The following is an 18,558-nucleotide window of genomic DNA, read 5'->3' as shown; positions in this document are numbered from 1 at the left end:
CTGTTGCGTCTTTGTACGACGTCGGTGCTACTTCACGAACGCGAGAAGCGCGTCGTTCACTTCCTGGAAGTGTGTCCACAGCAGCCCGTGGGGTGCGCCGTCGACCTCGACGTACGTTGCCTCCGGGAACGCCTCGTGGAACGGGCGGCCGGTGGAGTCGATCGGCAGGATGTTGTCGGCCGTGCCGTGCAGGATCAGCGTCGGCTTGCCCGATGCGCGGACCTTCTCGACGTCTCCGCGAAAGTCTTCGAGCCAGGTGGGCACGACGGCATAGGCCGCGACGGGCGCGCTGGTGGTGGCGGTGTTCCAGCTGGCGCGCACGGTGGCCTCGCTGATGCGGCTGCCGAGGTTCTCGTCGAGGTTGTAGAAGTCCTTGTAGAAGTTCTCGAACCAGGTGAAACGATCCTCGCGCGCTGCGGTCTCGATGCCGTCGAACACCGACTGCGGAACGCCGGTGGGGTTGTCGTCGGCCTGTAGCAGGAACGGCTCGAGCGAGGCGAGAAACGCGAACTTGGCGACGCGATCGGTGCCGTACTTCGCGGCATACCGAGCCAGTTCTCCTGTGCCCATGGAGAATCCGACGAGGATGACGTCGTTCAGGTCGAGCTCGGTGAGTACCTTGTCCAAGTCTGCAGCGAAGGTGTCGTAGTTGTAGCCGACGGTGGGCTTGCTCGACTGCCCGAATCCACGGCGGTCGTAGGTGATGACGCGGTAGCCGGCATCGAGCAGCGCACGCGACTGGCGCTCCCAGGAGTTGCCGTCGAGCGGGTAGCCGTGGATGAGCACAACCGGCTGGCCGGAGCCGTGATCCTCGTAGTAGACCTCGACGGGGGTGGAGTTCTCGGTTCCGACGTTGATGTACGCCATGATCCTGCCTTCCTGTGTCCTGAACATCGAGCGGGAGAACGGTCGTTCTCTCCGTGTGTGGACTACTGTAGAGAACGTTGGTTCTCTCGGCAAGGGGTAAGCGATGACCATTACGGAAATCGGACGGGCACAGGTGGTGAACGCCGCGGACGAACTGTTCTATGCGCGCGGCATCCAGGCCGTCGGCATGGATGAGCTGCGCACCGCAGCGGGAATCTCTCTCAAACGCATGTACACACTGTTTCCGTCCAAGACGGCCATCGTGGCCGAGGTCCTCCGTGGCCGCACTGCCCAGTGGAACGACGGGATCCGCGCCGAGGCGGACCGACACGACACGCCGCGCGGAAAGCTGTTATCCATCTTCGACTTCCTGGATCGATGGTTCCGAGAAGACGACTTTCGCGGGTGCGCGTTCATCAACTCCTTCGGCGAACTGGGCGCAACCATGCCCGAGGTCGCCGACGCCGCGCATCAGCACAAGAAACGTTTCATCGAGTACGTCACCGCCTTGGCCGTCGAAGACGGATGCGAGCCGACCGTCGGTCTGCAGATCGCACTTCTCGCCGAGGGTGCTCAAACCACCGCCGCCATCACCGAACTGGCCGAATCCGCCTCTGCAGCAAAGACTGCGGCCGAGGTTCTGTTGAATTCGAGCGCGAAGTGACCGGCATCGCGGATCACTGACATTTGACACTGAAATTGTCCGATTCGGGACGTTAGTGTCGAATCCATGAGCAAGCTACGAGTCCTCGCCGCCCTCACCGTCTCGACGTCCCTGCTGGTCAGTGGATGCACGTCGTCCGACGAGCCCTCAGCCGTGCAGGCGACCACTACGACGACGTCGAGTGGGAACATCAGGACCGACGACGTCCAAGCCGCTCTGGACGCACTGGTAGCGGCCGGGTCCGTCGCCGCCGTCGCGCAGGTGCGCGACGGCGAGGATTCCTGGTCGGGAGCAGCAGGACTCGTCGAGCGTGATGGCACCGAGCCGGCGGGTGCCGACAATCCGGTGCGCATTGCAAGCGTCACCAAGTCGATGGTCGCGGCGGTGGTGCTGCAGCTCGTCGACGAGGGAAAACTGCAGCTCGATCAGCGGGTCGACGAACTCCTTCCGGGCCTGCTGTCCAAGTCCGTCACCGTCCGACAACTGCTCGACCATACGAGCGGAATACCCGACTACCTCACCGGACTCGATACGGCGCAGCAGATCGCTTCTCGCGCCGATGATTCCGTCGCCGATGATGAGCTGATCTCGCAGGCATCGGCCATGCCGTGGACAAGTGAACCGGGCCAGGAGTTCAGCTACTCGAACACCAACTATGTTCTACTCGGGCGGATCGTGGCCGATCTCGATGGGCGGCCCGTCGGACAGTCGTTGCGGGACAGGATCTTCGAACCTCTGCAGATGACCGACACCACTTACCCCACCGACGCCGATATCGCCGGCGATGCACTGCACGGCTACGTGCTGGAGAACGGGATCTACACCGACGTCACCGAATACGACGCGAGTATCTGGTCTTCCGCTGCTGCAGTGGTCTCCACCGTAGAGGACATGAACACGTTCTTTCGTGCTTTGTTCGACGGCACACTGCTACCTCGCAACATGGTCGACGACATGCAGGTGGTCAGCCCCTCCGGCTACGGCCTCGGATTGCTGCTGGGAATCGACGCCTGCGATCCAGAGTCCGGTGAGCTGCTGTTCGGCCAGCGCGGCAACGGCTTCGGATATCGCACTTTTCAGTTCTCGAGTCCCGACGGCACCCGTCAGGTGTCACTGGCCTGGACCACAGCCGCGCCGACCCCGGGCACCGATCCGCTGCTAGAACCCGCATCCGAAGCCCTGATCGCCGGGCTGGCATCGACCTGCCCGGCGTAGCTAGAGGGTCGTCACCCAGCCGTGCACTTCGTCGCTCGTGAGTGCAGCCTGGTGACGCTTCCGCAGAGTGAGCGTCACCGGGCCCGGCTCCTTGGTTCCTATTGCGCGGCCGTCGATTTCGTATACCGGGGCCACCCCGGCCGACGTGCCACACACGAATACCTCGTCGGCGATGTACAGCTCGGTGAGGTCGACGGTGCGTTCCTGAACTGTCATTCCTTCTTCGCGCGCCAACGTCAGGAGCGTTCGACGGTTGATGCCATCGAGAATGTCGCTGGTGACGTCGGGTGTGATGAGCGCTCCGTTTCGGACGAGGAAGATGTTGGCGGCACTGAGCTCGCAGACGTGTCCGTTGATGTCGAGGAAGATGCAGTCGTCGAAACCGCTGTCGATCGCATCCTGTTTCGCCAGAACGGAATTGACGTATGCTCCGTTGACCTTCGCGCGCGACGGGATCGCATAGTCGGGGATGCGACGCCACACACTGGTCTTCAATCGCATACCGTTTTGCGGCACAATGGGATTGGCGTCGTAGAGGAAGATCGACACTGTTGTGTGCAGGCCACGGACCCGCGTTCCGGGAATGGACTCGTCGACGTGGACGGTTGCCCGCACGTACACCTCGTCGGTCGGGGCGTTGGCGGCGATCACGTCGCGTGTCGCCTGTATGAACCGCTCGAAACTCCACTGTGACGCGAACGTGTCGATACCGATGATCTTGCAGGACTCGACGAGTCGCTGGTAGTGATCGAGTAACCGAAATGCGGTGCGCCGATCTCCGTCCACCTGCACCGGAAACACGGTGTAAACACTCAGGCCGTAGAGGACGGCCGAGGTCGCGACCCCGAGTGTCGCGTCCTGCGCGTCCACCAAGCGATCGCCGAAATACACCTTCGAGTGCGGGAGTGCCATGCGGCGATGCTAGTCGCCCGGTGAGTCCAAGCGACAACGCTTTTACTTCTCTATGGTCGAGTACATGAGCGAACGCACAGTATCCTGGCCACCCCTTGGTCGTTCCGCAGGCTCCACTCCCGCCCGCACACTCTGGAACGACGGCCCCGAGGTGGGTGCCATCGGCTTGGGCTGCATGGGAATGACCTGGGCATACAAGGCAGACGACCAAACAGAGTCCCCCCATCGCGTCATCGGGCACGCCCTGGACCTGGGTGTGAACTTCATCGACACGGCCGATGTGTACGGACCGTTCACCAACGAGGAAGTCGTCGGCGCAGCCATCGGCAGTCGACGCGACGAGGTGGTGCTCGCGACCAAGGGCGGATTGACCTCCCACATCGGCGACGCCGGAGAGCCGGTCATTTCCGGCCCCAACGGCAAGCCCGAGCATCTGCGGTCTGCCATCGACGACTCGCTCCGACGGTTGGGCGTCGACCACATCGATCTGTATTACCTGCACCGTGCCGATCCTGAGGTCGACGTCGAGGACAGCATCGGCGCGATGGCCGAGGCCGTGCAGGCCGGAAAGGTTCGCGCACTGGGTGTTTCGGAGTTCACCGTCGAGCAGCTCGATCGGGCTCAGCGGGTGCATCCGATATCCGCTGTGCAGTCGGAGTTGTCGTTGTGGACACGCGACCACCTGGCAACCTCGTTGCCATGGACGAAGGACAACGGTGCCGCCTTCGTGCCGTTCTCGCCGCTGGGCCGAGGGTTTCTGACGGGCAACTTCCGCGGAACCGCACCCGCTGCAGATGATTTCCGCTCGCGACTGCCGCGTTTCAGTCACGACAACCTCGATGCGAACCTCGTCATCGTCGACGCCATCGCGGCCATCGCCGACGAGCTCGGTGCGACGCCTGCGCAGGTGGCCCTGGCATGGGTGCTGGCGCAGGGAGAGCACGTGGTGCCGATTCCCGGCACTCGCCGCACTTCACGTCTCGACGAGAACGCCGGTGCCGCCTCGCTCACGTTGAGCTCCGAGCACCTCGCCGCACTCGACGCATTGCCTGAGCCCGCTGGTGGCCGGTATTGAGATAGCGCAGGTCGATCCGTCGACGGATCGGTTGTCGGCCGAGAAAATCCTGGCCGTACAGAGGAGTGCGTACGCTGTCGAGGCCGAGCTCATCGGCGACGACCGCATCCCACTACTGCACGAGTCGGTGGACGATCTGTGTGCAGCACAGGTCCACTGGCTCGTCGCGCGTGATCTGGACGAAATCCTCGGTGCCGCAGCGTGGTCCGGCTCGGAAATCGACCGTCTGGTGGTGGCTCCACACGCACACCGACAGGGCATCGGTCGAGCGTTGGTCGAGGTGATGCTGAATTCGATTGCAGGACAACGACTGCGAGTCGCAACGGGACGCGACAATGCGCCGGCGCGACGGCTGTACGAATCCCTCGGCTTCGTGCACAGCCAGAATCAAGAGGTGTTGCCGGGACTGTGGCTGGCCCGCTACGAACTCAACCGCTCAGAGCCCAGACGACTACAGCGATGACCGCCCCGAACGCTGCGGAGCCGGCCAACACGGCTCCGTGCCGAGATCGTTCTCCGATCATCAGAAGCAAGGCCGTCGACGCCGCGACTCCCACCGCTACGGCGAACACGAGATTGAATGCCCTCGCCGAGTCCATTCCGAACACGAACCGCGCTGCCAGCCCCAGCAGAATGACCACCGCGGCCATGACGAAAGTGGTGGCGATACTGCTTCGCACTTTCACGAGTTCTCGAGACGTGTTCGGGCCCAAAACCAGATCAGCGCACCGGAGATCGGCATGACAAGCACCAATAGGCACCACCAGAGTTTCGCGCCCGTACGCGACTGAGTACTGCGAACTATCGACACCCAGGCGACAGCAACGAGCATGAACCACAGAACAATTGCAGCAATCCATACCAAATCGAACGCCAGCGGAACGGTGGGATTGCTGCCGTCCATTGTTTCCACTCCCTTTGCCTCGAATAGCCAGCCTATCGATCTTGCTCGGCGTTAGGCTGCGACCATGACCGCCTGGATCGAAGTTCTTACGGCCATGACCACTGAATCGACCATACCGATGCGGGGCACTATCGAGGAGATCCACGAAGCAGGAAGTCCCGAGTCCTTCCGGCACGGATTCGCCTACAGTGGCACTCCACCCGTGCTGATCGCACCCGAAGATAGCTGTCGGGTATGGCGATCCGGGCGCAAGACACGCGTCGAACGTCTCGACGGCAGTCCCATCTTCATCAGTGACGGTACGCGGGCCTGGGACTTCACGGGCCCGGCCGACCGACCACGCGTCGGACCGCTTGGCAGGGTGATGTATCTGGGGCCTAGCCAATTCTTGTTGCAGCAACGCAGTACCGCCGAGTGGACCGGAAACGAATTCGCGCAACCGATCGGCACGGTGGAGACGGTCGAGTTCGCCGGACGCGATTGTTGGACACTGCAATTGGCTCCTCCCGATGGGAAACCGTATCCGCTTCGCATCTGGGTCGACGTCGAAACCGGGTTCATCCTGGGCGACCTCATCGACGAGGCAGGAATCGGTTCGCAGTTCGTCGAACTCGCTGTCGGCGAACCGATCGACGACACGATGTTCGTCTGGGACGGGCCGGCGTACACGGGCGAGGAGTATCAGCAGATACTAGAGGACGAGTCGAGAGCGCTGCGGCACACGCACGCGCAGTGGTTCAGAGAGAACGTGGCGCCGACACCATTGATCGTGCGCGCACCGCTCGATTTCACTCCCGAGTACGTGCATTTCGCAGAGGCCGGCGACGGGGGCTTCGATACGAGCAATCGGAGAACACTGTTGGGACGTCGCCCTCGCAGTGGCGAGGGATGGACACCGAAGTGGGGAGTGTCGCATTACGTTTGGTCCACTCCGGACTGGGATTGGGCTGCCGGAGCGACAAACGGACAGCTCGATGATCCTGCAGTCCTGGAATTGCAACATTCATTACATCCTGGAGAGCCGGTGGACCGTGGTCGGAGAGTCGCTGGACGCGCTCACGAGTAGCCTCAACTCTCATGACCTCGTTGAAAGGCGCATGAGCGACCATCGCACGCTTGTCGTGCACATCTCGGCGTCGGTGATCGGTGACGGAGAGATCGACCCGCCCCGTGTGGGTTCGGTGTTGACAGGCCCATTGCGTTTCGTAGAGCTACCCGAGAACGAGCGGCAGGTCGTCAGGATATCGGCGAGCCTCGAACCGTCGGGGCAGGAGCCGATCTGGCAATACACGGGGCAGAAGTCTCCTCGTCGCTGGGAATGGACCGGACTGCTTCGCGGCGACGGCTGGACTGCGTCATGGCGCGGATTCACCGCCAGGACTGGGCAAGTCGAGTTGACCGGCCGCTTCTACGGCGTCTTCGGCTACGACACCGAGGGGTGGTTTCGCGGTCGAGTGACCCGAGCTCAATTGGTGTCGGAGCGCTACCAGTTGATTCCCGGCGAGGGTTGGGTCATATGCCCTGGTCACCGTGCCACTCGCGACGTGGAAGAAGTCCGTCGAATCTTCGGCCACGAGTCGATGCGCGAGGACGGTGGCCCCGTCGACCAGGAGAACAGCGTCATGATCGATCTCGATCTCGACGACGTTCCGCCTCTACCGACCCGCCCGAGCATCGTGCCGGGAGACGTGGCCGCTGCCGGCGGCGTCACCTGGGTTCTCGACGCGGAATTGCCGCTGGTAGTCAGCATCGATTCGGAAGGTATTGCTGCCGAACATGTTCTACCGGCCAGGGTCGGTGGTTCGCGTTCCGTCTGGGCCACCGAAGCAGGGTGCTGGGTCGGCGGAATGGACGGAATGTTCTGGATTCGCCTCGGTCAGGAAGCAGTTCGGGTCGATACCTTGCCCTCGCTCATCGGATCCGTCAACGGGGGGCTGTTGCTCGTCTGTGCCGGAGCGGCAATGTGGCGCCTGTACACACCGGGTTCGGATTCGACGGCCGTCGCGGCTGTCGCGGGCCACGTCAATTCCATAGCTGTGGAACGTGATGGTTGGGTCGTCTGCGTTCAGCCTCCCGCGGAATCAGTGGTGAGCCTGGTTCGGGTGTCAGGGACGGGGCATTCGACCATCGGACCCGTCATTCCGCAACTACCTCGCGGCCACGGAAATCCATATCTTGCAGGCGATCCACTTCGTCTGGTCCGAGGAGTCGACGTTGCATTCGTCGAACCGGACCTCACCATTCGCGACGACGGTGAAAAGCTGGGGCGCAGCCAGTTTCACGGTGGTCAGCTCGGTCGCTTTGCCTGGTCGATCGGGCATGCACCCGACGGCACTTCATCAGCGGGGTGGTGGCCGCTCTCTGGCCCGGTCACCTACGAACGAGGCGAACAGTTCTGGTTGTTCACCATCTATGACGCGACGACCTTGACGCCACTGACGAGCGTTCCCGTGATCGCGACCAGCCCGAGCGTCGCGATCGACGACGTAGGTCGGATTCTGGTCATCGCGCGTGGGGTCCAAGTACTTCGACACGACGATCCGGTGCTGCGATGGCCCGTGAAGCTCGATATCGCAGCAATGCTCGACGATTCGACGTCGGGCGAACAGCAGAGGTGACCGCAGGTTGCCGCAGAGGGAGCTAGCTTTGCAGGCATGACTTCTGCCGGCGGCGCGATTGCATTGGCTCTCTTCGGCATTGCTCTCGTGTCGATCGTCCGTGACACAGGCTCCAACTGGCTCATCAAGCTGGCATGGGTAGTGGTGACACTGATCCTGCCCATCGTCGGCCCGATCCTGTGGTTCGCAGTCGGGAAGCGCTATCCGTATGGGGTGAACGGCGGCAACAGCTGAGAGTTCAGTGTCCAGTCGCATTGCGTAGGTCGATGTTGATCAGATGCCTTACCTGGTCGCGGAGCCATTCAACCGTCTGCGGGTTGGGGGCGGGTGTGTGGGCCAACAGCGTCCAGCGAAGTCGGGTTGCTGCGGTCAGATCGAACTGCACCAGGATGTCGGGAAGACTCGGCCACGGCGAGCTCCACACCACGCGGTCGAACTCACTACTCTCGACGATGCGCGGCAGAGCGGCACCCTCGAACATCACCGGCCAGGCGAACCCTTGATTCTTCGGATGCACATCTGGGCGCATCAGTGCCTTCCAGACGAAGAAGACCGGCGGCGACAACTCCGCAGTCCTGCTGGCGAGAACCATCATGGGGTCACCGTACGCGGGCGCCGACTCGGGAGCCCTCCTATTTTTCGCGCACGCCGGTGCGGTCGGTCGCGATGTACTGACAACAGACAGAGCTGTGCCCTGACGCTTGTGTGGGTCGTCAGGCGGGTTGTCGTGGTTCTTCGTCGCCGGTGTCGCGGGTGTTGTCGCAGTGGTGGTCGGGTGGGTAGAGCACCTCCTCGGGGTGGTGGGCGTGATTGATCAGCCCACGGCGTGTGGGGTCCATCCCTGTTGGTGGATGCCACAGGGTTCTGCCCGGATAGCGATGTCCTGCTGTGGTTTTGGTGGTGGCCCACTTTCCGGGTCCGGTGCCGACGAGTGCGTGGTGCATGTCGCATCCGAAGGTGAGGGAGTCGATGTCGGTGGGTCCGCCCTCGACCCAGTCGTCGAGGTGGTGGGCTTGGCACCAGGTCGCGGGGCGGGTGCAGGAGGGGAAGCTGCAGCCGCGGTCGCGGGCGATGAGGACGATGCGTTGGTCGGCGGAGGCGATGCGTTTGGATCGTCCGAGGTAGAGGGCTCTGCCGTTGTCGTCGAAGATGGTGAGGTAGTGGTGGGCGTGCGAGGCCATGCGGGTGGCGTCGCGGATCGAGACGCGGGATCCGGTGGCGGTCATGGCGTAGCGGCAACCTGATTCGAGGTCTTTCGAACTCATGGTGACGATGGCGGTGACGGGCAGCCCGCGGTGGGTGCCGAGGGTGCCGGAGGCGAGGGTGTGCCGGAGCGCCATCTTCAGGGCATCATGGCGGCGTTCGTTCTGGGTGCGTCGATCCCGCGCGGCGGCAGCATCACGAGCAGCGGTGTCCGATGCGTCGGCGTCGGCGTGGCCGCCGGGTTCAGCAGTGCTGTCGGAGCCGGCATCGTCGTTGGTGTCGTTGGTGTCGGGCGTGCTGTGTGGCGTTGTGCCGCAACCACAGTCGCTGCTGTCGGTGCACTCACCCTCACCGCGGCCGTCGCCACTGCGGTCGTCGCCACCGTAGAAGTCGGCACCGCAAAAGTCGGCACCGTTGCCGTCGGTCCCATCCCACAGGTACTCGTCACCCGATCCAGCATCGCCGGATCCTGCCTCGTCGGGCATCGGCCCGGGCTTTGGCGTAGCCGTACTGCCGTCCCCGCCGTCGTCCCTGTCCCCGCCGCCGTCCCCGCCGCCGTCCTCGTCGCCGGTGGTCTCATCCTCGTGGACGACCGATGTCGGGTCGGCAGGGTTGTTGACTCCCGGCTTCGCGGCTTTCGAGAACAGGGCTTCGAGGTAGGCGCGTAGTTCGGAGTCGACGCAGAACTTTCCTTCTGACATTCCGTCGGAACCCTGCTCACCGAGGTAGAAGAACGCATCCCGTTTCCGTGGCCTCGGCTTCGCGTTCTTGTCCTCGTCTTCGTCTTCGTTCTCGTCGAAGTCGCCGTCGGGGTCGAGGATCGAATCCAGATGCGCCACCAGCGGTGCGAAGTCGTCGGGCCGCCTCGTCGAGGCGAGACCCACCAACTGCTGTTCGGCGCGATCGCGGGTCTGCGGATCCACACTCGCCGGTAGGTGCCGGAAGAATTCGCGGATCATCTGCACGTGCTGGGCATCGAGCAACCCTGCCCGCACCGCTGCAGCGGTGTGCGGCAACAAGGGAGGTAGCGGTTCGCCGGACAATGCGGTGCGGTCACCCAACTCTGCGGCCAGACGCACCCGCGCACCGGCTGTTCGTGGGGTGATTCGCAGCATCCATGCCACCGAGCACGGCACCGACCCCGGATAGACGTCGAGGCCGTGCTGTGCGATCAGTTCGTTGAGCCAGGTGTGCGAATACGCCGTCACAGACCGCGACACAGTGTCCACGCGTTGGATCACCGCACGCCGGTCGGCATTCGACCATGCCACCGACGCCTGCCCCGCCAACTCGGCGACCGCGGACTCGACACGGTCCACCAGCACCGACAGTTCGGGGTCGGACACGACGGGGGCAGGCGGCACCGTGTCGATGCCGTCCACCCCTGATCCGCCGTCCCCCGAAAGCATGAACAGAATCTACCGCGACCCACCGACAAACTTTCGAACACACGTTCCTATCCAACTCTGTCGCCTCAGGCCGCGGTGACGACGGGCACCACTTCGTAGGCCAGCTCCGGTAGTCCGGTCCACCTCATGGATCGGTAACGTCGCACTAGCGCAAGCCCGGTATCGACCCAGAAAGGGCGCACCATGACCGTGCGACCATCCAGCGATCCCACTGCCGCCGACTGGCTCGTCCACGCTGATCGAGATTGGTGGGACCTCGCCACCAGAGGTCCACTGGGGTACGAGAGCTACGCGCGTCTCCGGTTCATCCCGGATCCGACGCACGCGGATCAGCGTGAGGGCGAGGCCGACGTTCCGTACGACGAGCGTTCGGAGACAAACCAATTGGCGATGGTCGTTGCGACGCTGGCCAAACACACGACGACACCAGCGGACTGCTACTTTTGCGTATGGGAGGGGTGGGGTGGTCTCGAGGTGCACGGTGCCGCGCGAATCCACCTCCCGGAACGGGAAGCATTCTTGTTCCGGGGAGCTGCCCTGGACCTATTGCGCTGGGAACAGGCACTCGATCCCCCTGATCGCGAGGGTCTGCCGATCCCCTCGTTCGTCTGGCCCGCCGACCGAGCCTGGTGCATCGCCAACGACATCGATCCCCACTTCGCCACCATCGGTGCGAGCTCGTCCGCGATAAAGGACGTTCTCGCCGACCGTCGAGTCGACACAGTCATCGACGACCCTGCCAGCCCACAACCCTGGTACAGCCATTGAATACCGGTGGCACAGAATGGTCGAATACTGATCTGCAGCAGGATGTCTCGGAAGCAGAGTGGGTGGACTACAACCTCGATGGCGTCGCGAGGACCACGGTGGGCTCGCTGGTCCCCACTGTGTTCGACGCCTACGCCCGCATCCTGTATCCCGCTCGTAACGGCATGCCACACCGTACAACGCCGGCGAAACCCGTTGCAGCCTGGCATGTTCAGCTGGCATCCATCACCGACATTCTCGCTCGAAGCACGAAAACACCCGACGAATGCTGGTTCGCCGTCTGGGAAGGCAACACGGCACTCGATGACATTCGCGTGACGGCACCGACCGCGGAAATCGCCGGCTACAACTATTTCCTGTTGAGGGGTCCGATCGAACGCGCAACGGACACCCTCGGTGGGTTGTCACCGAATCTGTGGTGGCCCAACGACAACGCGTGGTGTGTAGCTCAGCACTTCGACTTCCCCTGTGCCTATATCGGGGGCAGCAGGGATGCCGTTGCGGACCTTCTCGCGCTCACAGAGATCGATTCGTCGGCGGTCCGCGTCGACCAGATCATCACCGTGAACTACGACCAGCACATCGACTGAGATACCTCAACCAGTCGATGCAACGGTCTCGACGACGGATGCCCTCCATCGGACCCCGAGTCCCTCCGGCATTGAATCTCGTCGGTGATACTCGAACTCGCCGTCGTAGGTCACACTGAATGCACCTGGGTGTCGCGTCGCGACCAGTGTCTTGCGTTGCGCGAGAAAGCCGGCCCGATCCAGGATGCGGAGGGTGCCTCGCGGCCGCGTCCGAAAGTCCAACCACAGATACCTGTCCCACACCAGGCAGCCGCGTAACGTCACATCACCGACCAGGCCGCCGTCGCCCATCATCGTGGTGAAGCCGTTCCCGAGATGCGCCACCCACTCCGTCAGACCGTCCACAGTGACAGTCTCGACCCGAGCCGGCACCTCGGCACACATTTGCGCCGGCAGGTCCATCTGGTCGGGTGACGCCCAGTACGTGGTGGGAGAAAACACCGCGCCCACGGCAGGCTCGTCAGGCCACGGTTCCATGTCCTGGAGCATCCACAGTTGCGACATATCAAGCGAACTGAATCAGAACTGCGCCCGAGGCGCTCCCATTCCCGGGTCGATTTGGAACGGTCCGCTGGCGGACGGCGCTATCGGGAAATCGAAGATTGCGGTGGGGATGTACACGGTGGCACAGGAGTTGGGTATGTCGACCACTCCGGACAGGCGTCCCTCGATCGGGGCCGAGCCCAGCAGCAGGTACGCCTGCTCGGGGCTGTATCCGAATTTGGTGAGGTAGTCGATCGCATGCATGCAGGCGTTCTGGTAGGACAGGTCGGAGTCCAGATACTTCTGCTCGCCGTCGACGGTGACCGAAATGCCCGAGAAGGCAATCCATTCCGAGTACTGCGGTGCGGTGTTTCCGGGCATGAAGATCGCGTTTTCACTGACCCCGTACGTGTCCATGCCGCCCTTGATCAGGTCGACGTGCAGGTCCATGAAACCGCCCATTTCGATGGCACCACAGAAGGTGATCTCGCCGTCACCCTGCGAGAAGTGCAAGTCTCCGAACGACAACTTCGCCCCTGGTACGAACACCGGATAGAAGACGCGAGTGCCCTTGGTGAGATTCTTGATGTCTTGATTGCCACCGTTCTCTCGTGGCGGTGCCGTACGTGCGGCTTCGCCTGCGACACGCGAGAACTCGTCGCCGCTCAACGATCCCAAAATTGCCCCGTCGAGTTCGGGTGCTAAAGCCAGCGGGGGAACACGCTGAGGATCCGTGGCAATCAGCGCACCTTCACGGGCGTTCCACTTGGCCAGCAGTGCAGCCGACGGCGCGGTCCCCATCAGGCCGGGATGGGTGATTCCGGTGTAGTTCACGTGCGGAACGTGGCGAGATGTGGTGGTCTGGCCGGAAAAGTCCCAGATCGCCTTGTACGCGTCGGGGAATCGATCAGTGAGGAATCCGCCGCCGTTCTGCTTGGCGAAGATCCCCGTGTATCCCCAGCCCTGACCGGCCAGTGGGCCCGAATCTTCCTGCGGGATCGGACCGACGTCGAGGATATCGACGATCAGCAGGTCCCCGGGCTCGGCTCCCTCGATGTGGAACGGCCCGGACAACGTGTGCACGTTGTTGAGCGGCGCATCCAGAATGTCCTCGGCGGAGTCGTCGTTGTGAATGGCCCCGTCGAACCATTCGCGGCAGTGCGCCCGAAACGACGTGCCGGGCTTCACTGTGACCGCGGCCGGTATGTCGGGATGCCATCGGTTGTGACCGACGATCTCCTGTTCGGTGAAACTCTTCGTCGAGTCGAGCGGAAACAGCAGTTCGGGCACGAGGCACCTCCGGTTGCGCGGATTCTCCTGCCTCGATCATTGCACCGTCGTGGTGTATTCGGCCCAGTATGACGTGTAAATGTTGTATGACGTTGCGCCGGAACGCCACTGACACGACACCTCGCGCTACCCTCGTGTGCGTGCCCACCTACAGCTTTCGCTGCACACAGCGTTGCGAACCCGTTGAGCAGAGATTCTCCATGGCCGATGTCCCCTCCCAGGTGACGTGCCCGGAGTGCGGCGAGAGCGCTGCACGCCGAATTTCGTCTCCTGCCCTCGGCAGGGGGAACAGCGCTGCGATGAAGGCACACGACGCCTCGCGGGCCACCGCCGACTCACCGACGGTAGTCACCTCCATCCCACGGCAAGGGCGGGCGGCTAGCCCGACGACGTCGAACCCGCTCCACCGTCGCCTGCCACGTCCCTGATCTCGGCGTTTCTCTTTCGTGCCGACGGGGAAGTCCGGGTGCATGTCCCAGCTCCCCGCTCCCCCGTCGATCGCCGACGGCTTCACCACCGACGACGTCGTTTCCTGGGTTGCCGAGCATCTGGGCGACCTGACGCTCGAGCGGCCGGACGACATAGCTCCGGGTGGCATTCGCGGCGGACAATCGGCGGCCGATGCCGCGCTGGCGAGCTTGTACATCACCGGCTACGCCCGCGACCGCAGCACTGTCCTTCCTGCGAATCGTCGTGGAGCCAGTCGAATGTCGCCGTACATCCGGCACGGTCTGCTCACTCTCCGTGAGGTGTGGGACGCCGTAGCGGACGCCCCGGCGCGCGATCGCACGCGGTACCGGGACGAACTCATGTGGCAGGAATACGCCCGCCACCTCTATGCCCGCGTCGGAACCGATCTGGGGAGATCCCTTCGTCGTGAACAACCACGACCGCACAATTGGACTTCCGAACCCTGGCCCGACGAGATGAACTGCATGTCCACGGTGGTGGGCGAATTGCACAGTGACGGTTGGCTCGTCAACCAAACACGCATGTGGCTGGCGTCCCAATGGGCTGTGCGTGCCGGCGCGACATGGCGCGACGGCGAGGACGAGATGTTCACCCACTTGCTCGACGGCTCACGGGCGGCCAATCGACTGGGTTGGCAATGGACGGTCGGTACCGGAAGCGGCAAGGTGTACGGCTTCAGTCGGTGGCAGGTGAACAAGCGCGCACCATCCCTGTGCCGCAACTGCGCGCTGAAAGACGCCTGCCCCATCGAGAATTGGCCCGACGATGATCTCGGACCGGCAGTCGACGGACCCGATCTCAACAAGGCACCGGTACCCGCGGGCCCTGCGAGCATGGAAGGTGATGGTGCAGAACAGGTCTGGCTGACCGCCGAATCGCTCGGCACCACAGACCCCGCCATGGCTGCGAATCTCGAGCGACCCGCCGTCTTCGTGTTCGACGAACCGCTCCTCCACAAGCTGCGGCTGTCCGGAAAGCGACTGGTGTTTCTCGCCGAGACTCTCGGCGAGATCGCGTCGACCCGGCCGTTGGAGGTACGTCGCGGCCGAGTATCGGAGGAACTTTCCGGACGGTCTCTGGCCGCCACCTGGGCACCTGTTCCCGGCTTCTCTCGCATCGCCGACGCCATCGCCCCGGTCGAATTGCATCCATGGCCCTGGCTGACGCGTCCCACCACATCCTCGGTCCGGTCGTTCAGTGCGTGGCGGCGCAGTCACTGACGTGCCCGCACCGTGATCTGCCCTTCCTCGCTGGTGGCGGAGACCGTCTTCGGCGATCTGGGGTCGTTGATCACGTCGACGACGACGTCGCCTTTGTCGGATGCCGCGTCGACGGCATAGAAGTCGGCGGGCGGAAGCCCGATCGTCGTGTCGCCGATCACGTTGCGCGCCTTGACCGATTCCGGTGCAGTACGCGATTCGACGCTGATCTCGCCGAACGTCGTGCTCACATCCACGATGGACGCAGTTGCATCACTGATCTTCACGTCACCGAACCGTGTGTCGACCCGGATGGCTCCCGCCGATCCACGAGCGAACACCGATCCCGACGCTGTCGAGACGGATACGTCTGCACCGACATCCGACAGCACGACATCACCGCCCGCACCGTTCACCGCGAGGGTCAGGCCTGCGGGTATCTGCAATTCGACGTCGGCGTCACACGTCTTGTACCTGCCGTAGGAACATTCCACAGCCACGCTCGACCCGTCCGCACCGACGTCGACCGTGGGGGCGTCCCCTCGGTAGATCCCGTGCGCTCGAACATGCAGCGAATCATCGGGACTGGGCACGAACTTCAGGTGCGCGAACCCGGTCGTCACAGTCAGCTGCGAGCCGTCGATCGCGTGATCTACCGAGTAGTCGTAGTTCTGAGTCTTCGGAACGGAGAAACCGAGCGCGATCGCCGCAGTGGTGCCTGCTCCGGCCGCACCGACCACGACGGCCGCTGTGGTGATCGCCAACGTGTAGCGCAACAATGGAATTCGATTCATCGAATAGCTCCCAGGTATCGTAGGACTGCCATGACCCGGCGGTGATCCGCACTGTCACCGAGCAATCCGAGTTTGGCGAAGATGTTTCCGATGTGCTTCTCGACGGCTGCTTGGCCTACGACCAGAGTGGAGGCGATGCCGGCATTGGACTTACCTTCGGCCATCGCCGTCAGCACATCTCGCTCTCGCGGTGTCAGCGAGTCGAGTGGATCCGATCGTGGTGCGCGCGCCAAAATCTGTTGCACAACTTCTGGATCGATGACGGTTCCGCCGTCGGCGACCGTTTTCACCGCGTCGGAGAATTCGTCCACATCGGCGACGCGATCCTTCAGCAGATATCCTACGCCGTCCGTGCTCTGCCGAATCAGTTCTGCCGCATACCTTTCCTCCACGTACTGCGAGAGCACCAGTACTCCGACATCGGGCCAACGCTCACGAATGACCAGTGCCGCTCGCAGACCCTCGTCGAGAAATGTCGGAGGCATCCGCACGTCGATGACGCAGACGTCGGGCAGCGGCTCGGTGGACGACATCAGCGTCAACAGCTGCGCCGCGTCACCAACTTTTCCGATCACCTCGGCACCGGAGTCGACCAACAAACGCGCAACACCCTCACGTAGCAGTACCGAGTCGTCGGCAATGATCACTCGCACGGGATGGTCACCTCCACTCGTGTCGGGCCGCCCGACGGCGAAGTCACCGTCAGGGTTCCGTCGATTCCGCTGAGCCTGTCGGCCAATCCGGCCAATCCGCCGCCGGGCTCGAAATGCGCACCGCCGCAACCGTCGTCGACCACGGTGACGGCGACGGAGGACTCGCCGCGAGCGACATCGACCTGCACGTTTCCGGCGTGGGCGTGCTTGCCGACATTGGTCAAGGCCTCGGACACCACGAAGTACACCGTCGACTCGGCGGTGGCGTTCAGACGTCGCTCGCCGGTGAGGGCCGGGTCGATGTCGATCGTCACCGGAACTGTCGACAACGCCGCGACCGACGACAGCGCTGCGTCGAGTCCGCGATCGGTCAGGATCGGGGGATGCAGTCCGCGCGTCAACGTTCGGATCTCACCGATCGCGTTCTTCGCCTCCCGATGTGCATCGTCGAGCAAACCCTTCAAGACCACGTCGTCCGTAGCCGACGCGCGAGACTTCGCTTGTCCCACTGACATTGCCACCGAGACCAGCCGTTGCTGGGCACCGTCGTGCAGGTCCCGTTCGATGCGTCGCCGCTCGGCATCGGCGGCGTCGACGACGCGAGCACGGCTCATGGTCAGCTCGTTCACCCGCTTGCTCGACTCCGACTGCCCGAGAAGTGCTGCAGCGCTCCACCAATCGAGCTTGGCAATCAGGGTCGTCAGTGGCGGAACGCCGGCAACCAGGACTACCAGAGCTGCCACTCCGATCACCGCAACCAGCGGAAAGTCCACTCGTTCGGCTATCTCCAACCCGGTGCCCTCGGGATCGGTGACCAACCACGCGACCGGGGCGGCCGCCAGAACCGGAAGCGCCAGGAAGAGCGCAGGCAGCAAGAACAGCAGCGCAGCCGAGATCGGAATACGAATGATCCAGTAGACGAGCGACTTCCACAGCCCGACGTCACGAACACACCACACCAACTTTCGCCAACTGGTCGGATAGACGATGGTGTCCGGTTTCGTGATCTCGATGCCACTGGTCAGGTCGATGCCCGCTCGCGCCGCGATGTCCAGCCAACGAAGGACCACGATCGTGAACACGAAGACGAGCACACCGCTGAGGGCGAACGGCAACGCGAACACCGCGAGCAGGAGCAGACCTACGATCAGCCATCCGCCCAGTCCGGCGAACGTCGTCGCCAACAGCGACGCCATTGCCAACCACCACTGCTGCGAAATCCACGCTCTGAGCGGATTGAGGGGAATCGGTAATGCCTGGTTCATGCGGATGAGCCTAAGTGGGCAGTCGCCGGGGCGTCCTCACTGCGAACCCACGAGGTGAGGTAGGGCCAGCCCTACCCTCGGCGCGCAGGTCCATGTGAGTTCGCCCAGCTCAGGCGTCGAACACGCCCTTTGCTTCCCGAACTTGTCGGTAGCCGGTGATATCAAGGAAGTACACGAC

The 18,558-nt window shown here is 63.3% G+C and carries 22 protein-coding genes; 11 read left to right on the top strand and 11 right to left on the bottom strand.

All coding sequences use genetic code 11. The features are described from left to right. Positions 1–27 precede the first annotated feature (27 nt). Positions 28–867 carry an alpha/beta hydrolase gene (locus tag J2X62_RS09510; protein WP_310179934.1) on the bottom strand — a complete coding sequence of 280 codons (840 nt, stop codon included), beginning with the start codon at positions 865–867 and terminating at the stop codon, positions 28–30. 103 nt (positions 868–970) lie between these two features. Between J2X62_RS09510 and J2X62_RS09505 the strand changes: the two genes are divergently transcribed. Further along, the gene (locus tag J2X62_RS09505) at positions 971–1,531 is read left to right on the top strand and encodes a TetR/AcrR family transcriptional regulator (protein ID WP_027494884.1); all 561 of its coding nucleotides are present in this window, start codon (positions 971–973) and stop codon (positions 1,529–1,531) included. A 66-nt stretch (positions 1,532–1,597) separates the two neighbouring features. Beyond that, positions 1,598–2,746, top strand: a complete 1,149-nt coding sequence (locus tag J2X62_RS09500; RefSeq protein ID WP_310179931.1) for a serine hydrolase domain-containing protein — start codon at positions 1,598–1,600, stop codon at positions 2,744–2,746. Here J2X62_RS09500 and J2X62_RS09495 read toward each other — a convergent pair whose 3' ends face one another. After that, entirely contained in the window at positions 2,747–3,658 is a 912-nt protein-coding gene (locus J2X62_RS09495) for an aminotransferase class IV (protein ID WP_310179929.1), read from the bottom strand. 64 nt (positions 3,659–3,722) lie between these two features. Between J2X62_RS09495 and J2X62_RS09490 the strand changes: the two genes are divergently transcribed. Both J2X62_RS09490 and J2X62_RS09485 read left to right on the top strand, forming a co-directional pair. Continuing rightward, a complete protein-coding gene (locus J2X62_RS09490) occupies positions 3,723–4,733 on the top strand; it encodes an aldo/keto reductase (RefSeq protein ID WP_310179926.1) in 1,011 nt (336 codons plus the stop codon). Beyond that, positions 4,720–5,196 (top strand): GNAT family N-acetyltransferase, encoded by a 477-nt coding sequence (locus J2X62_RS09485; RefSeq protein WP_310179924.1) that lies wholly within the window; start codon positions 4,720–4,722, stop codon positions 5,194–5,196. The genes J2X62_RS09490 and J2X62_RS09485 overlap by 14 nt, the downstream gene beginning before the upstream one ends. Here the strand turns inward: J2X62_RS09485 and J2X62_RS09480 are convergent. Both J2X62_RS09480 and J2X62_RS25440 read right to left on the bottom strand, forming a co-directional pair. Continuing rightward, positions 5,162–5,419, bottom strand: coding sequence for a hypothetical protein (locus J2X62_RS09480; RefSeq protein ID WP_141215083.1), 258 nt, complete (start codon positions 5,417–5,419; stop codon positions 5,162–5,164). The genes J2X62_RS09485 and J2X62_RS09480 overlap by 35 nt on opposite strands. Further along, on the bottom strand, positions 5,416–5,565 hold the full coding sequence (locus tag J2X62_RS25440) for a PLDc N-terminal domain-containing protein (protein ID WP_397517584.1): 150 nt from the start codon (positions 5,563–5,565) through the stop codon (positions 5,416–5,418). Before J2X62_RS25440 ends, J2X62_RS09480 begins: the two co-directional genes overlap by 4 nt. A 136-nt stretch (positions 5,566–5,701) precedes the next feature. Here J2X62_RS25440 and J2X62_RS09475 point away from each other — a divergent pair, with 136 nt between their 5' ends. From J2X62_RS09475 to J2X62_RS09465, 3 genes are read left to right on the top strand one after another with little or no spacing between them, the layout of a single operon-like run. Continuing rightward, complete coding sequence (locus J2X62_RS09475) at positions 5,702–6,703, top strand: hypothetical protein (RefSeq protein WP_310179921.1); 1,002 nt, start codon at positions 5,702–5,704, stop codon at positions 6,701–6,703. Positions 6,704–6,734: 31 nt separating this feature from the next. Next, complete coding sequence (locus J2X62_RS09470; RefSeq protein WP_310179919.1) at positions 6,735–8,255, top strand: hypothetical protein; 1,521 nt, start codon at positions 6,735–6,737, stop codon at positions 8,253–8,255. A 36-nt stretch (positions 8,256–8,291) separates the two neighbouring features. Continuing rightward, positions 8,292–8,489 carry a PLD nuclease N-terminal domain-containing protein gene (locus tag J2X62_RS09465; RefSeq protein WP_032366706.1) on the top strand — a complete coding sequence of 66 codons (198 nt, stop codon included), beginning with the start codon at positions 8,292–8,294 and terminating at the stop codon, positions 8,487–8,489. A gap of 4 nt (positions 8,490–8,493) precedes the next feature. Here the strand turns inward: J2X62_RS09465 and J2X62_RS09460 are convergent, their stop codons facing one another. Both J2X62_RS09460 and J2X62_RS09455 read right to left on the bottom strand, forming a co-directional pair. After that, positions 8,494–8,850, bottom strand: a complete 357-nt coding sequence (locus J2X62_RS09460) for a hypothetical protein (RefSeq protein WP_310179915.1) — start codon at positions 8,848–8,850, stop codon at positions 8,494–8,496. 118 nt (positions 8,851–8,968) lie between these two features. After that, positions 8,969–10,867 carry a DUF222 domain-containing protein gene (locus J2X62_RS09455; protein WP_310179913.1) on the bottom strand — a complete coding sequence of 633 codons (1,899 nt, stop codon included), beginning with the start codon at positions 10,865–10,867 and terminating at the stop codon, positions 8,969–8,971. Between the two features lie 183 nt (positions 10,868–11,050). Between J2X62_RS09455 and J2X62_RS09450 the strand changes: the two genes are divergently transcribed. Next, positions 11,051–11,635 carry a hypothetical protein gene (locus J2X62_RS09450; protein WP_310179911.1) on the top strand — a complete coding sequence of 195 codons (585 nt, stop codon included), beginning with the start codon at positions 11,051–11,053 and terminating at the stop codon, positions 11,633–11,635. Positions 11,636–11,697: 62 nt separating this feature from the next. After that, entirely contained in the window at positions 11,698–12,225 is a 528-nt protein-coding gene (locus tag J2X62_RS09445; protein ID WP_310179910.1) for a hypothetical protein, read from the top strand. A gap of 6 nt (positions 12,226–12,231) precedes the next feature. Here J2X62_RS09445 and J2X62_RS09440 read toward each other — a convergent pair whose 3' ends face one another. Both J2X62_RS09440 and fmdA read right to left on the bottom strand, forming a co-directional pair. Beyond that, positions 12,232–12,702 carry a hypothetical protein gene (locus J2X62_RS09440; protein ID WP_283541695.1) on the bottom strand — a complete coding sequence of 157 codons (471 nt, stop codon included), beginning with the start codon at positions 12,700–12,702 and terminating at the stop codon, positions 12,232–12,234. Positions 12,703–12,744: 42 nt separating this feature from the next. Then, positions 12,745–13,998, bottom strand: coding sequence for a formamidase (gene fmdA / locus J2X62_RS09435; protein WP_310179906.1), 1,254 nt, complete (start codon positions 13,996–13,998; stop codon positions 12,745–12,747). A gap of 68 nt (positions 13,999–14,066) precedes the next feature. Between fmdA and J2X62_RS09430 the strand changes: the two genes are divergently transcribed. After that, complete coding sequence (locus J2X62_RS09430) at positions 14,067–14,426, top strand: FmdB family zinc ribbon protein (RefSeq protein WP_306438637.1); 360 nt, start codon at positions 14,067–14,069, stop codon at positions 14,424–14,426. 42 nt (positions 14,427–14,468) lie between these two features. Further along, positions 14,469–15,689: an FAD-binding domain-containing protein gene (locus tag J2X62_RS09425; protein WP_032392680.1), complete on the top strand. Its 1,221-nt coding sequence runs from the start codon at positions 14,469–14,471 to the stop codon at positions 15,687–15,689. On the opposite strand, the gene J2X62_RS09420 is transcribed toward J2X62_RS09425, so the two are convergent. The 3 genes from J2X62_RS09420 to J2X62_RS09410 are packed head-to-tail and all read right to left on the bottom strand — an operon-like array spanning position 15,683 to position 18,380. Next, the gene (locus tag J2X62_RS09420) at positions 15,683–16,462 is read right to left on the bottom strand and encodes a DUF4097 family beta strand repeat-containing protein (protein ID WP_027494896.1); all 780 of its coding nucleotides are present in this window, start codon (positions 16,460–16,462) and stop codon (positions 15,683–15,685) included. The two genes, J2X62_RS09425 and J2X62_RS09420, sit on opposite strands and share 7 nt — an antisense overlap. Next, on the bottom strand, positions 16,459–17,115 hold the full coding sequence (locus tag J2X62_RS09415) for a response regulator transcription factor (RefSeq protein WP_027494897.1): 657 nt from the start codon (positions 17,113–17,115) through the stop codon (positions 16,459–16,461). Before J2X62_RS09415 ends, J2X62_RS09420 begins: the two co-directional genes overlap by 4 nt. After that, complete coding sequence (locus tag J2X62_RS09410; protein WP_218828676.1) at positions 17,106–18,380, bottom strand: histidine kinase; 1,275 nt, start codon at positions 18,378–18,380, stop codon at positions 17,106–17,108. Before J2X62_RS09410 ends, J2X62_RS09415 begins: the two co-directional genes overlap by 10 nt. Between the last annotated feature and the right edge of the window lie 178 nt (positions 18,381–18,558).

The organism is Rhodococcus sp. 3258, assembly GCF_031456475.1.
GTDB lineage: Bacteria > Actinomycetota > Actinomycetes > Mycobacteriales > Mycobacteriaceae > Rhodococcoides > Rhodococcoides fascians.
The sequence above is the reverse complement of the archived record's forward strand: the minus strand, read 5'-3'. Positions and strand labels throughout refer to the sequence as shown.